General features: G+C 64.2%; 17 protein-coding genes and 1 riboswitch. Of the genes, 7 read left to right on the top strand and 10 right to left on the bottom strand.

Annotated features, from left to right (window positions below):
• Positions 1-10 precede the first annotated feature (10 nt).
• Both NKI10_RS20260 and NKI10_RS20255 read left to right on the top strand, forming a co-directional pair.
• Positions 11-886 carry a MurR/RpiR family transcriptional regulator gene (locus tag NKI10_RS20260; RefSeq protein ID WP_352861629.1) on the top strand — a complete coding sequence of 292 codons (876 nt, stop codon included), beginning with the start codon at positions 11-13 and terminating at the stop codon, positions 884-886.
• Positions 883-1,773 (top strand): ribokinase, encoded by an 891-nt coding sequence (locus NKI10_RS20255; protein ID WP_352740407.1) that lies wholly within the window; start codon positions 883-885, stop codon positions 1,771-1,773. The genes NKI10_RS20260 and NKI10_RS20255 overlap by 4 nt, the downstream gene beginning before the upstream one ends.
• Positions 1,774-1,914: 141 nt before the next feature.
• Here the strand turns inward: NKI10_RS20255 and NKI10_RS20250 are convergent, their stop codons facing one another.
• Both NKI10_RS20250 and NKI10_RS20245 read right to left on the bottom strand, forming a co-directional pair.
• Positions 1,915-2,415 (bottom strand): hypothetical protein, encoded by a 501-nt coding sequence (locus NKI10_RS20250; RefSeq protein WP_352861628.1) that lies wholly within the window; start codon positions 2,413-2,415, stop codon positions 1,915-1,917.
• 93 nt (positions 2,416-2,508) lie between these two features.
• A complete protein-coding gene (locus tag NKI10_RS20245; protein ID WP_352740411.1) occupies positions 2,509-2,760 on the bottom strand; it encodes a LysR substrate-binding domain-containing protein in 252 nt (83 codons plus the stop codon).
• 86 nt (positions 2,761-2,846) lie between these two features.
• Between NKI10_RS20245 and NKI10_RS20240 the strand changes: the two genes are divergently transcribed.
• Positions 2,847-3,344, top strand: a complete 498-nt coding sequence (locus tag NKI10_RS20240) for a hypothetical protein (RefSeq protein WP_156941016.1) — start codon at positions 2,847-2,849, stop codon at positions 3,342-3,344.
• 57 nt (positions 3,345-3,401) lie between these two features.
• Here the strand turns inward: NKI10_RS20240 and NKI10_RS20235 are convergent, their stop codons facing one another.
• The gene (locus NKI10_RS20235; protein ID WP_352861625.1) at positions 3,402-4,286 is read right to left on the bottom strand and encodes an NmrA family NAD(P)-binding protein; all 885 of its coding nucleotides are present in this window, start codon (positions 4,284-4,286) and stop codon (positions 3,402-3,404) included.
• Positions 4,287-4,489: 203 nt separating this feature from the next.
• On the opposite strand from NKI10_RS20235, the gene NKI10_RS20230 reads away from it, so the two are divergent.
• A complete protein-coding gene (locus tag NKI10_RS20230) occupies positions 4,490-4,804 on the top strand; it encodes a hypothetical protein (protein ID WP_352861623.1) in 315 nt (104 codons plus the stop codon).
• Between the two features lie 67 nt (positions 4,805-4,871).
• On the opposite strand, the gene NKI10_RS20225 is transcribed toward NKI10_RS20230, so the two are convergent.
• From NKI10_RS20225 to NKI10_RS20210, 3 genes are all read right to left on the bottom strand, one after another.
• Positions 4,872-5,471: a hypothetical protein gene (locus NKI10_RS20225; protein WP_352861661.1), complete on the bottom strand. Its 600-nt coding sequence runs from the start codon at positions 5,469-5,471 to the stop codon at positions 4,872-4,874.
• A gap of 272 nt (positions 5,472-5,743) precedes the next feature.
• Positions 5,744-6,436, bottom strand: coding sequence for a GcrA cell cycle regulator (locus NKI10_RS20215; protein ID WP_352861621.1), 693 nt, complete (start codon positions 6,434-6,436; stop codon positions 5,744-5,746).
• A gap of 86 nt (positions 6,437-6,522) precedes the next feature.
• Positions 6,523-6,897: a hypothetical protein gene (locus NKI10_RS20210; protein WP_352861619.1), complete on the bottom strand. Its 375-nt coding sequence runs from the start codon at positions 6,895-6,897 to the stop codon at positions 6,523-6,525.
• Positions 6,898-6,977: 80 nt separating this feature from the next.
• Between NKI10_RS20210 and NKI10_RS20205 the strand changes: the two genes are divergently transcribed.
• Positions 6,978-7,640 carry a LexA family transcriptional regulator gene (locus NKI10_RS20205; RefSeq protein ID WP_023727016.1) on the top strand — a complete coding sequence of 221 codons (663 nt, stop codon included), beginning with the start codon at positions 6,978-6,980 and terminating at the stop codon, positions 7,638-7,640.
• A 172-nt stretch (positions 7,641-7,812) separates the two neighbouring features.
• Here NKI10_RS20205 and NKI10_RS20200 read toward each other — a convergent pair whose 3' ends face one another.
• From NKI10_RS20200 to NKI10_RS20185, 4 genes are all read right to left on the bottom strand, one after another.
• Positions 7,813-8,820, bottom strand: coding sequence for an ABC transporter substrate-binding protein (locus NKI10_RS20200; RefSeq protein ID WP_352744759.1), 1,008 nt, complete (start codon positions 8,818-8,820; stop codon positions 7,813-7,815).
• Positions 8,817-9,599 (bottom strand): ABC transporter ATP-binding protein, encoded by a 783-nt coding sequence (locus NKI10_RS20195; protein ID WP_352460521.1) that lies wholly within the window; start codon positions 9,597-9,599, stop codon positions 8,817-8,819. The genes NKI10_RS20200 and NKI10_RS20195 overlap by 4 nt, the downstream gene beginning before the upstream one ends.
• Positions 9,596-10,438: an ABC transporter permease gene (locus NKI10_RS20190; RefSeq protein WP_031253609.1), complete on the bottom strand. Its 843-nt coding sequence runs from the start codon at positions 10,436-10,438 to the stop codon at positions 9,596-9,598. The genes NKI10_RS20195 and NKI10_RS20190 overlap by 4 nt, the downstream gene beginning before the upstream one ends.
• 255 nt (positions 10,439-10,693) lie before the next feature.
• The gene (locus NKI10_RS20185) at positions 10,694-11,302 is read right to left on the bottom strand and encodes a YkoF family thiamine/hydroxymethylpyrimidine-binding protein (RefSeq protein WP_023730345.1); all 609 of its coding nucleotides are present in this window, start codon (positions 11,300-11,302) and stop codon (positions 10,694-10,696) included.
• A riboswitch (TPP riboswitch) is annotated at positions 11,293-11,405 on the bottom strand. Its footprint overlaps the gene before it by 10 nt.
• 279 nt (positions 11,406-11,684) lie before the next feature.
• Here NKI10_RS20185 and NKI10_RS20180 point away from each other — a divergent pair.
• Both NKI10_RS20180 and NKI10_RS20175 read left to right on the top strand, forming a co-directional pair.
• Entirely contained in the window at positions 11,685-12,005 is a 321-nt protein-coding gene (locus NKI10_RS20180; RefSeq protein WP_023740109.1) for a GSU2403 family nucleotidyltransferase fold protein, read from the top strand.
• 265 nt (positions 12,006-12,270) lie between these two features.
• Complete coding sequence (locus NKI10_RS20175; RefSeq protein ID WP_023684826.1) at positions 12,271-12,522, top strand: hypothetical protein; 252 nt, start codon at positions 12,271-12,273, stop codon at positions 12,520-12,522.
• The last annotated feature ends 149 nt before the right edge of the window (positions 12,523-12,671 follow it).

The following is a 12,671-nucleotide window of genomic DNA, read 5'->3' as shown; positions in this document are numbered from 1 at the left end:
AGGGACGTGGATGACGTTGAGCAATCTCGATCTGAAAGCCGTGGGGCCGCGCATCCGCATGATGATGCCGCATCTCACCCCGCTTGAGGCCAAGGTGGTGGAAACCGCCTTCGGCCGGCGCGTTTTCGACGAGACCATTCCGCTCAAACAGATCGCCGAGGAGGCCGGCGTGTCGGAGGCGATGGTGGTCAAGATCGCCAAGAAACTCGGCTTCTCCGGCTACCGCGACTTTCGCACCGCCGTCTATGAATATAGCCGCCTGCCGACCGCCGAGATGCACCAGGAACTGTCGGTCGACGACAGCTCGGCCGAGATCGTGCAGAAAGTGTTCCGCACCTCGATCCAGGCGCTGGAGGAGACGCTCGCGATCCTCGACATGGACGATTTCGACCGTGCCGCCGATCTGCTCTACCGCGCCAGGAACCGCGATTTTTATGGTGTCGGCGGCTCCGCCCAGATCGCCCGCGACGTCTCGCACAAATTCCTGCGCATCGGCATCCGCGCGTCTGTCTATGACGACTCGCACATGATGCTGATGTCGGCCTCGCTGCTCGGCGCCGACGACATCGCCGTCGGCTTCTCGCATTCCGGCAATACGTCGGCCGTCATCGATGCCATCCATCTTGCCCGCAAGAGCGGCGCCCGCACGCTGGCCATCACCAACTACGACAACTCGCCGCTGGCGCAGATTGCCGACATCGTGCTGTGCTCGACGGCGCAGGGATCGCCGCTGATGGGCGAGAACGCGGCGGCGCGCATCGCCCAGCTCAACATCCTCGACGCTTTGTTCGTGGCGGTGGCGCAGCGCGACTATCAGGCGGCGGAGCGCAATCTCGGCCGCACCATGTCGGCGGTCACCTCGAAACGAAAAGACCGCGGCACATGACGGTTCCGCTGGTCACCGTCTTCGGCAGCCTGCATTACGACATCATGGTGGACGCGCCCGACCGTCCGCGTAAGGGCGAGACGGTGACCGGCCGTGCCTGGCAGCCGAAATGCGGCGGCAAGGGCGGCAACCAGGCGGTCTCGGCGGCACGCGCCGGCGTGCGCGCGGCGATGATCGGCGCCGTCGGCGACGACGATTTCGGCACGGCGCTGCTGGCCAATCTAGATCGCGCCGGCGTCGATCGCCGCTTCGTGCGCGTGGCGGCAGGCGCAGGCTCCGGCATGAGCGTGGCGATCTTCGACAGCGATGGCGACTATGGTGCGGTGATCGTCTCCGGCAGCAATCTCACGCTGGACGATGATGACGTCGTGGCAGCAAGGGAGGTGGTGGTACAGACGGCAGTGCTGTTGCTGCAAAACGAAGTGCCCGACGCCGCAAACATCGCTGCCGCGCGCGCGGTGAAGGCATCCGGCGGCCGCGTCGTGCTCAACGCCGCACCGGCGCGAACACTGTCGGCCGAATTGACCGCGCTGATAGACATCGTCATCGTCAACGCCATCGAAGCGGAATTTTTGGCCGGCGTTCCGGTCGTCGATACGCTCGTCGGCGCAACCGAAGCCGCGCGGCGGCTGAGCGATACCTACCCCTCGGCGATCGTCACCGCCGGCGGCGAAGGCGTCGCCTATTGCGACCGGACGGGCGCGGCCTTCGCGCTGGGCGCCATTCCGGTAAAAGTCGTCAGCACCCATGGCGCCGGCGACGAATTCGTCGGCGCCTTCGCGGCAGGCCTTGCGCGTGGCCATCCGATGGAAGCGGCGATTGCCACGGCCAATGCCGCCGCCGCCTTGCTGGTGGCGACACCGGAGGGAGAGCGCAGCTCGCGTTGAAAACTCAGGCCGCATATTGCCGCCTCCAAAACTCGTGCCCCCGTCGATGAGCGAAACGGCAAACCGGGCGCGGCGAGAACCTGCTTGGCTTTGCCCTGACGGAGGCGCGGGACCAAGCTGCGTGGTCGAAAGTAGGGAGCTTCAGTCCGCTTCGCCGGCCGAACCTTTGCCGCACTGCGCCAGCACCTTACCGATCGCAGCGCTCGAGCCCGTCAGCGGAAAGCTGTTCTCGCCATATTTGTCGGCCGTAACCGTGACGTCGCCCTTGCCGCGCAACAGGCCGAGCAGTGGATCGTCTTTGCTCAGCTCAGCCGTGAAGTAATTATACATGGCCTCGAGGTCGAGCTTTTTGGTCACGCTCTTGTCACCGCCCTTGAACGTGAAGGAAGCGATGATGCCGGGCTCCAGCTGCTGGCCGGCCGCACCCAGATCGTAGCTCAGCACCGGCTTGTCGAAACAGACGAGCATCAATTGCGCATCGGCCTTCGGTCCGCCGCACACCGAAGCCGTCAGCACGCTGCCGCCTTCGTCTTCTTCCATCTTGGCGCTCCAGTTGCATGACGCGGCAAAAGCCGGCTGCGCGGCTTGCAGCGCGGCCAGAACGGAACTTGCCATGATGAACTTCGCCAATGCACTTTGCATGATCCCCTCCCAAGCTACATTCAACGAGATCATACAGGACAAAGGGCCTGGTGACAGCGGCATGCCGTCTTAGCCCCCGGCGCGCCCCATTGATCAAGCCTTTGAGACCGGCCTCGACGTCCAGGGCGGCTCCGGCGCGAAGCGCTTACCGATCCAGTCGGCGAAGGCGCGTGTCTTGGCGGCTTGTCCCCTGGCCGAGGGCATGACGACATAGACCGCGCCTTCGTCGGCCAGCGTCCAGTCCGCCAGCACCGGCACCAGCCGTCCGTCGGCGAGTTCGCGTCCGACCAGCCAGTCGGTGCTCATCATCAGGCCGAGGCCCTGCACCGCGGCTTCGACCAGCACTTCGGCAAAAACTCGGCCCCCGCAAATTGCCTTTGGCGTTGAATTCCCCGGGCGGCGAGACCGATGCGGCGATGGCGCTTGGCCATATGATCCGCGCCAGCGGGCTCGACACGATGGTTGGCAAGACGGAGTTCTCCGAATGCGCGCCAGACACAAAAGCCTGCGGGCCGGGCGACCTCCGCTTCGGCGTCGCCAACCCCGTCGGCGCAGTCTGTTCGTCAGCTTGTACGATGGTTCTTGCGGGCGGCGTACGGCGCTTGGCAGACAGCCGCGCCTTTGTCGGCATTCACCGGATCATGCTGCCGACCGCCAAGAAAATCCACGGCAAGAAGACCATCGTCCTCGTTCCGATACCCAAATGGTATGAACGCAAGGTCGACAGCTATTTCACCGAGATGAAAGCAGGTTCGTGGATCGTATCGGCCATGCAAAAAATACCCGACGACAGCATACGATACCTCGTGACATACGAACTTTTGGACCTGAATCTGATAACCGAAACCGGTCACGGCGACACGCGCACCTCCATCGATATCTGCAAGACCACGCCGCCGGCGGGCAACTGCCGAACGGTCAGGCAATAGGAATAGCGGGCCACGTAGGTCGTCGAAGCGCCTGTTTCTCAACAGCAACCCTTCACTTTACGCGGCACCCTTCAACAGGTCTTCCGGCCGGCCCTCGACGAGCGCAGCAATATAGCTTTCCAGGCTGGTCGTGCCGCGCTCCGGGTTTTCCGGCTGCATCGGCTTGTCCAGCGTGGCCCCGGTCATGCGGGCATAGGACTCGGCCGCCGCTTTGGAGAAGCCGAGTTTTTCGTAGGTTTCTGTCCAGCGCTCCCGCGGCACCGTGACCACGCGCACGTTTTTGCGCAACGCCGCACTGAAGGCTGCGGCGACATCGGCGGCTGAGTAGCGCCGAGGGCCCTCGATATAGTGCGTGCCGGTCTTGTCCGTCGGCTCCAGCAGACGTCTCGCCGCGGCCTCGCCGAGATCCTGCGGCGCCACCATCGGCAGCTCGAAATCCGCCGGGAAGAAGGAGGTGATGACGCCGTCGCGCCGCGCCGTCTCCAGGGCCTGATCCCAGTTGCTCATGTAATAGGCGGCGCGGTTGATGCTTGCCGGAATGGCCTGGGCCTTCAGCTTCTGCTCGAGGCCGTAAAGGACGGTGAGATCGCCGACACCCTCGCCGGCCTGCGCGCCGTAGGTCGATTCCGCCACCAGCTTTTCGAGGCCGGAGCCCTCCAGCGCCGCCGCAATGGCGCCAACCGTCTTGCGCTCCTCGGCGTCGGTGTCGGTCGATGGATCGGCCGGCGGGTTGAGCAGAAACGCCCGCTTGCCGCGCCGCAAGACTTCACGCAGTGCCTCGACATCGAGCACATCGGCAACCGCGGCCTCCGCGCCCTGTTCAACCAACCATGCGGCCTTCGACTCGTCGCGCGTCACCACCGTGACATCCTCGCCCTGCCGCAACAGCGCCATTGCCGCCGCCGAGCCGACATGGCCGGTACCTCCAAGAATGACATGCATGGTCTCGTCCTTCCCTTGCTGATTCATGCCGGATTAATGGCTGGGGCGGCGAAGGGTTCAAAAATCGGGGGACGATGCTGACAGGAGGTGACGCTGGCTTTCCTCGCAATGCACGGCGCAGGGGTCGTTCGCATCTTGCAAAATTATGGAACGAGGTCGTGCCCAGCGAGTTATATTAGCGCAACCTTGAATAGGAGGCAGCTATGAGAAAGCTCCTGCTTGCTTCGGCTATCGCTATCACTGCGGCGGCGGCGATGATCGCCCCGGCGAATGCCGGCGGGCGCGTCGTGATCGGCATCGGCAACGGCAACGGCTACTATGACGATGACTACAATGACAGCTATGGCGACTATTACGATCGCTACGCTCCTCGCCCCTACTACCAGTATAATGCCTACGATAACGGCTTCAGGTACCACAGGTATCACAGGCACCATCGCCATTGCCGCATAGAGTTGGTCAAGCATTGGCGCCATCATCACAGGACCGTCGAGGAAATTCGCGTTTGCGAACGGTGATCCGATAGGGTGAAACCGGTTCGGCCGGCATCTGCCGGCCGGCCGCTTCACTACGCGGCTGCCGGCCTTATCGCGGCTTCCGCATCAGCATCATCCCGTAATCCACGGCCAAAAGGTCGAGCCCGACCTTCAACAGCTTCACCACCACATCTCGTCCCTCGCCGGTGCGTTCGGCGAGCGCCTTCACCGACTGGCCTTCGAGGCAGATTTTGCGAACCACCTCCGCCACTTCCCAGTGGGCCATGGGGGCGACGGCGTGGGTGTGGGCGCGGCCGGCGTTGAGCACGCGGTCGGGGATGCCGCCATTGATGCGGCCGCCGTCAATGCGCTCTTCCCACGGCATCGGCCGCAGCCCGTCACGCGAGGCGCGCTCAAAATCGTCGCGAAACCGTTGGCCGGCCTCGCGTTGCTGGCGCGTCAGTGAGGTGATGCCGACCAGCGGATCGACATTGCGCACCCGCACGATGCCGCCGGTCGCGGTGTAGCCGTCATTGGAGACCTCGTAGACGCGCCGCGCCTCTTCGGTGCCGACGCTCAGCCGCTTGCGGCCGAAGCGATCGTCCTTCAGCGCGAAATCATGGCCGATCTCGCGGCGGATGCGCACCTGCTCGGCTTCGCCTATGGGGAGTTTTGGTGGCTGCCGTTTCTGCGCGGTTTTTTTGCTCATCGGGGGATCCTTGTGGGATTGGGTTGTTGAGCCGGAAGGTTGGCGTTCCTTCGCGCCCCCCTCTGCCCTGCCGGGCATCTCCCCCACGAGGGGGGAGATTGGATGTCGCGTCGGCTTTCGCCAATCACCACCGCCGTTGGAAGGCAGTGTGGGCGAGCTGCCAATCTCCCCCCGCGTGGGGGAGATGTCCGGCAGGACAGAGGGGGGCGCTGTCCCGCCGGCTTTCGAACATTGGTGGGGTCGTCCGGAGGCGAGGAACGGAGCCCAGCCGCTCACACCACCTCCGCCACAGGTCGGTGGAAACGCGTCTGATGATATTCGCAGTAGCTTTTCAGCGCCCTTGTGCGCAGGCCGCAGCACAGCATCTCGAACCCCGGCCGACTGCCGGGAGCATCGTTGTCGGGGTCTTCCACCAGCGTCAGGTCGAGCGGCGCGCGGCAGCGGTCGAACAGGCAGTCGATGAAGCGCATGGCGGCGACATGCGGCTGACGCCCGAGCGAGGCAGGGCGCGGCGCCGGCACATTGAAGCGGTAGATTTCGCCGTCCACCACCAGCCGTCCTTCGCCCGGGATCGAGGGCGCCGGACGGGCTGGCAACAGAGGCCTGGCCGATGGCTGACGGCTCGGTTTGGCGGCCGGTTTGACCGGCGCGGCCTGCTTCGAAACTCCTACTTCCCTTACGAGCTTGCTTGGCTGCGCCGGCGGATTCCTCTTGGCGGTATTCTCGTTTGCCGCAGTCTTCCCCGTCGCATTCTTCCTCGGTCGGCCGCCGGACCTGCCGCCTCTGGGGTTGGCGAAGCCGATGGTCTTCAACGCGCTGTTGCGGTGGACGATGCCGATGATGGCATTGCGCGAGACCGGACTGCCGCGCAGCGCCGTGAAGCGGACGGCGATCCCTGTGGCCGACAGGCCATCCCTCAGCCAGACGGCGATCTCCTGCAATTCGGTGTCGGTATAGGCAGTCATGTCGGTATCCATTGATTGCGCGCGCAAAGGCCGAGCGCCGGCCCCGAGGGCCCACGGGAAAAAATCAGAGCGGATGGTCGGTGAGGTCAGCCGATACTGGCGGCCGGCAGCGAGCCGGCGAGATGCCGCAAGGCGGCTTCGGCGGCCGCTTTGGTGAGGGCGGAAACCGCCCTGCCCGTCAGCCGGTCGAACAGGATGACGGTGCCATCTTCCGTGCGGATGCAGGAAATACCCTGCCCGCCGGAGACAGCCCTTGGCGCACCGGCGGCGCCATGGGCTGAAGAGGTGGCCGGAGCCGGGAGAGGATCGGCTCCGGCCGTTCCGGTCGATCGGGGGGACGACGGTTCGACCGGATCCGGGGCAGAAGCCCCGGTTTGCGTCCGGACCGGGGAGGAGGACAGCCCGGACGGTGGGAGAAAGCTGAGGATGTCTGCGGAAACGCTTGCGGTTTGTTCGATCATGCGCTAAGCGTACGGTATGTACGAAACGTACGCAAGCGAAATCGTACGTATTGGACGATAAATTTCAGGCAATTTGTACGATGCAGGAACCGAGGCACAGATTGCAGCAGGCACGGGCGGAGGCGGGTTATGCCTCGCCGAGCGACGCCGCGCGGGCATTGCGCGACATCAACAAGAACACGCTGATCAGTCACGAGAACGGCAACCGGCCGCTGTCGCGCAAGGCGGCGGAGAAATACGGCCGCCTGTTCGGCGTCGATCCCGGCTGGCTCTTGTTCAACGGTGACGGCGGCAGCCTTGCGGGGGGCCATTTCGGCTTTGACGAGTCGGGCCGGCAGATCCCGATGCCGTCGCTGGCCACCGTCGATGTGCCCATCGTCTCATGGATCAGCGCCGGCGAACTCGGCAGCCAGGATACGGTGGTCAATCTCAGCGACTATCCGACCATCCCCACCACCGATCTGGAGCAGGGCCAATGGATTGCTCTGCGCGTCGACGGCCCGTCGATGAACAAGATCTCGCCACCGGATTCGATCATCTTCGTCAACCTCAGGGACAAGCGGCTGGTGACCAATGGCTGCTACGTCATTTCGGACGAATCCGGCCAGGCCACCTACAAGCGTTACCGCCCCAACGAGAACCCGCCCTTCCAGCCGGCCTCCTACATGGACATCCCGCCGCCGGCGCTGGAAGGCGCCATCACCATCATCGGCCGGGTGAAGCGCTCGATGATCGATATGTGAGGGAGAAGGCGGTGAGGCGCAATCTCCCCCCTCGAAGGGGAGATGGCCGGCAGGCCAGAGGGGGTCGCCGCGCGTAAGGCGCTGACGTCCTCTGTCCGCGATAGGAAGTCGCGTCAGGACGTACCCACCCCCTCTGTCGCCTTCGGCGACATCTCCCCCTCGAGGGGGGAGATTACGCGCCCAAAAACTCGTTCGTAAAATACCCCCCGAAATCCGGCTTCTCCTTCAGAACCTTGCCATCGCCATCGAGCAATATGCCGGCCCTGAAGAGGTAGGTTCCGATCGCCTCGATCTTGGCCCTGGCGATGGTGCCGATGACGCCGTCCTGGCTGCGCAAGAAGTGTCCGTCGACCAGCATTTTCAGCGAAGCGTGGATCAGCGCCGGGTCGGTCAGCGCATCCCTGTTGGAAGCGATCAGCAGATCGCCGGCTTCCTGCGGGTGATCGCAGGCAAATTGGTAGCCGCGCCGCGTTGCCTCGACGAAGGCCGATGCGGCCTTCGGGTTTGCCTGGAGATATGCATTGCTGGAGGCGATCAAGGTGGTGTGCTCGTCGGGCACGCCGTAGTCGGCGTAGCGGAAGCCGCGCTGCCTGACGCCTCTCAACTCGGCAGCGACGCCTTCCCAGGTCGAGACCTCCAGCGTGAAGTCGACCGAGCCGTTGGCCAGCGCCTCATAGGCCGAGGTGCCTAATGTCACCGTCTCGAAAACGCCCTTGCCGCCATCGTGGCGGATGATGGTCGAGATCAGCGTGTTTTCCCAGGCGCTGCCGAAGCCGCCATAGGTCAGACCGTCAAGGTTTTTCGGGCCTTTAATCTCACTACGGTCCGCGTTGAAGACCAGCTGTCCGGTCTCCTGCTGGACCACGGCGTAGACCGCCTTGAGATCGGCGCCGGCAGCCCGCTGGGTGAACAGGCCGACGCCGGCAATGCCGAAATCGGCGATGCGGTTGGCGACCAGCGTGCCGGCGCCGGTATCGCCATAGGGCAGGATCTCAACATCGAGCCCAGCCTCGCCGTAAAACCCTTTGTCGCGGGCAACGAACAGGCCGACATGGTTGGTGTTGACCGTCCAGTCGAGCGCGACGGTGATTTTTTGCGTAGCCGCATGAGCGCGAGAGGCCAGCGGCAATCCGGCGGCCAGCGTCAGCAGCAAAGCCTGCCGGCGTGTGAATTCGGTCATGAAAAACTCCTTTGAGCGGTCTGCGGAAACAAGCCCCGGTCAGTCCCGGGATTGAGCAGCGTGTCGAGGATGTCGGCTTCGAGCGCGGCGGCCTGGCGCGCGGCATCGCCGCCGGTGGTGCGCGGGCGCGGCAGCGGCACGGCAATCTCGCCGATGATGCGGGCCGGCCGCGCCGACATCAGATAGATTCGATCCGAGAGGTAGACGGCTTCGCGCACGTCATGGGTGATCAGCAGCGCGGTCCAGCGGTGGCGCTGCCACATGCCTTCCAGCCAGCGCTGCACACCCGCGCGGGTCAGTGCATCCAGCGCGCCAAAGGGCTCGTCGAGCAGCAGCATGTCGCGCTGCTGCACCACGGTGCGCAAAAGCGCCGCGCGCTGGCGCATGCCGCCGGAAAGTTCCGCCGGCCAGGCGCGCTCAAAGCCGGCAAGGCCGAACTCGGCAAACAGCGGCGCGACGTGCTCGCGTGCCGCCTTGCGGCCAAGACCCTGAACTTCCAGCCCCAGCGTCACATTGTCGATGACGCGCCGCCACGGCATCAGCGCGTCGCGCTGCGGCATGAAGGCGAAGGGGCTGCCCTGCAATGGCGCGCCGTCGAAGCGCATGTCGCCCTCACCTTTCAGCGCGCCGGTCAGCAACTGGAACAGCGTCGACTTGCCGGCGCCGGAAGGGCCGAGGATGGAGACGAACTCGCCGGCCGCGACATGAAGCGAAATGCCGGCGAGCACCTCAAGCGCGCCGAAGTTCTTCCTGATGTCCCGGAGTTCGAGCCGCGTCATTGACGGTTCTCTTCTGCAGCTTCAACCTTGCCGTCGCGGCTTTCGCTCCCTGCATTCTCCCAAGGCATGGCGAAACGCTGGACGAGCACGACAATGCCGAACAGGATCAGCGTGAGCGCGGCGCTGACGGCGACGGCAGCGAGCACCAGATCGGGCCGAAAGTTGTTCTTGGCATTGAGCATGTAGATGCCCAGCCCCTTCGCCGCCCCCGCATATTCGGCGAAGATCGCGCCGACCACGGCGTAGGTGACGGAGATGCGCAGCCCGGCGAAGAAATAGGGCAGCGCCGAAGGCAGGCGCGCCAGCCAGAAGATACGCCAGCGCCCTGCCCCCATGGCGGCGAGCATCTGCGAAATCTCCTTGCTGGTCGCAGCAAAACCTTCGACCAGCGCGACCATCATCGGGAAGAAGGTGACGAGCGCCACAAGCAGGATTTTTGGCATCAGCCCGAAGCCGAACCACAGCACGATGAGCGGCGCGATCGCGACCAGCGGCAAGGTCTGGCTGACGATCAGCAGCGGAAACAGCGCGCGGCGCAGCGGGGCCAAGAAATCGACCAGCGCCGAAAGCACGAAGGCAGCGACCAACGAGCAGGCGAAGCCGGCTGATGTGGCGCGGACGGTGGGCATGGTGTTGTCGGCGAGTGCGGCGCGATGCTCCCAGGCCTGCTGCAGCACGCGCGACGGCGGCGGCAGCATGATGGGGGCAGCGCCGCCATAGCGGGCGTAGAGTTCCCAGGCCGCGAGGAGCAAGGCGAAGGCGATGGCGGCAGGGATGGTCTTGGCGATGGCTGCGGCTAATCTCCCCCCTCGAGGGAGAGATGTCGCCGAAGGCGACAGAGGGGGTCGTCTCGCATAGGGCGCCCACGCCTTGCCGATGCAAAAAGGGCGTCGGCGCTCCACGCGGTGGGACCCGCTCTGGCCTGCCGGCCATCTCCCGCTCAAGGGGGGAGATTCGTGGGCATCGCGGTCTTCGCCAATCGCCAATGGCTCCCCTCCTCTTTGTGCTGAGGGGTCAGAGGCATCTCCTCCACGCAATGGGTCAGATAAACCAGCCACGGCAACATCCTCGAGGAACGACGCTTGAGCCGCGGCTCAGACCCCGCTCGGGCTGTTCGCCGAAATCGTGATGTCGAGGGTGACGTGGCCGGCGCCGGGGCCGAAGCGGCAGAAGGCCTCGTTGAGCGTGGCAAACACCGCACCGGCATCGCCGCGCAGTTTGGTGCAGAAGTTCTTTGAGCGTTCAAAGACGCCGGACTGTTTCAGGAAATCGATGCAGCCATAGATCTCGTCCATATGGTCGCCTGTGCCCATCACATAGAGCGAGAACTGCGCCGCCACCGGCTGGCCGGTCGACGGCGTGGCCTGGACAGCGCGGATCGCGGCGATCTTGCGCTCGTCCAGCGGAATGGCGGGGCCGCCGGTCTCGTCGGAGCGGCAGATCGGATCGTCGGGCTCGCCCGGACAGCCGCGCGAGACCGCTGCCGAAAGCACGCAGTGCTTGCCGCTTCTGGCCGCCGCGACGAACAGGTCGCGCATGGCGGGAAACAGCACCTCGGGCGGCCCGACCATAAGCGTCGAGATGTCGTCGGTTTCGATCCGCAGCCGGTCGCGCCACGGATCGAGCGCGCCGAGCGCGCCAAGGATGACGCCGACGAAATCGTCGGTCATGGGATAAAGGGAAATCTGTGCGCCTGAAAACATCGCCCGCCTCGCTCCGCTGGTATTATCCAGATCAGCTTTAGGGTCCGAAGGCTTGCCGCCCTCATCTCAGCCCCGACCATACGGAGCACCCCTGTGGATGAGCGGGTTAAAGCATTGTTCGCGACATTGGGGAAGCCGTTTGTTGAAGGCACTGCGGCAAAGTGTTTTGGGCCAGACGGGCCGGGCGCCCGGGCGTTCAGAGCGACTCGTCAGTTCGTTGCGTTATGAGATTTCCACGAATTTCTTATAACTGCGTTGAAATTCAAGCTGATAAACGTAATTACAAGAAAACGGCAGAGCCTCCGCGCAGCCCTTACGGTTTCTGCATTTCCTTATCCGCGACCCCATCCGAACTGTGCTGCTGCGTCGCTAGGGCTTGCCTGTGCTGGTCCCCTCGCCCCAGCGCTACGCCATCCACAAGCTGATCGTCGCCTCGCGACTCGGGCCGAGCGCTGGGGCCAAGCGGGAGAAGGATCTCCATCAAGCGCGCCTGCTGACCCAAGCGCTCGAAGCCACGCGTCGCCAGGACGACCTTGCCTTCGCCTTCATGGACGCGTGGGACAAGGGCGAAAACTGGCGCGAGACGATCCGGCGCGGCCTGAACCTGTTCGACGCCGACACGAGGGAAACAGTCAACACCATCCTGGGAAAATCCCTCCGCGAAATTGGTGCGAGTCCTGAAGGATTCACGATGCGTGATTAGCTGAAGCGACCGCTGCTATATTCATTGTCATCGTCCCAACTGTACGAAATTGGCTTGACGCTCGTTCGTACATAAAGTACGATATCTCTTTTCGCAGAGAGGAATGTCCTTGAGCACAGCGAACCATGTTGCCTTCGCCGATCTCTCTCGTCCTTTGCTGTCACCCCCGTCATTGCCGCCGCCCTTGTTGCCGCCGCCTTTATTGCCGCCCCCTTTGTTGCCCTTGTCATTCGATCAGTGCGAACGCCTCGCCGGGGCCTGGCGAATGGCCAGCCAGGACATCGCCGACGACATCCGCTTCATCCGCCAATATCTGAAAGTCGTTGCCGAGAAGGACGAGAGGCTGTCGACCGGCACCCTTGTTCACAGCCGCGCCTATGTCGAGGCCTGCGCCGGCTGGCTGCCACAGACCGTGACGCGCTATCTGCGCCACCTGCGCCAGATCACCGAATGCGAACTGGCCATGACAGCTGCCGGCATTCGCTTTGCGCTGTCGAGTTATGCCTGGGAGGCATGAGGGCGCCTGTCGCCAAACACAAGGAATTGCGCTGCCCGTCGCAGGCGCAATTCGTCAGGTTGAGAGGCTCGGGCGCGCCTGAACGGCGGGCGCCAAGGATGGCCCGGCCAGCGAATTCCGGCCTTGCTTTATTTCGACTGGCCTTGTTT

This window comes from Mesorhizobium sp. M0802, assembly GCF_040320115.1.
GTDB lineage: Bacteria > Pseudomonadota > Alphaproteobacteria > Rhizobiales > Rhizobiaceae > Mesorhizobium.
The sequence above is the reverse complement of the archived record's forward strand: the minus strand, read 5'-3'. Positions and strand labels throughout refer to the sequence as shown.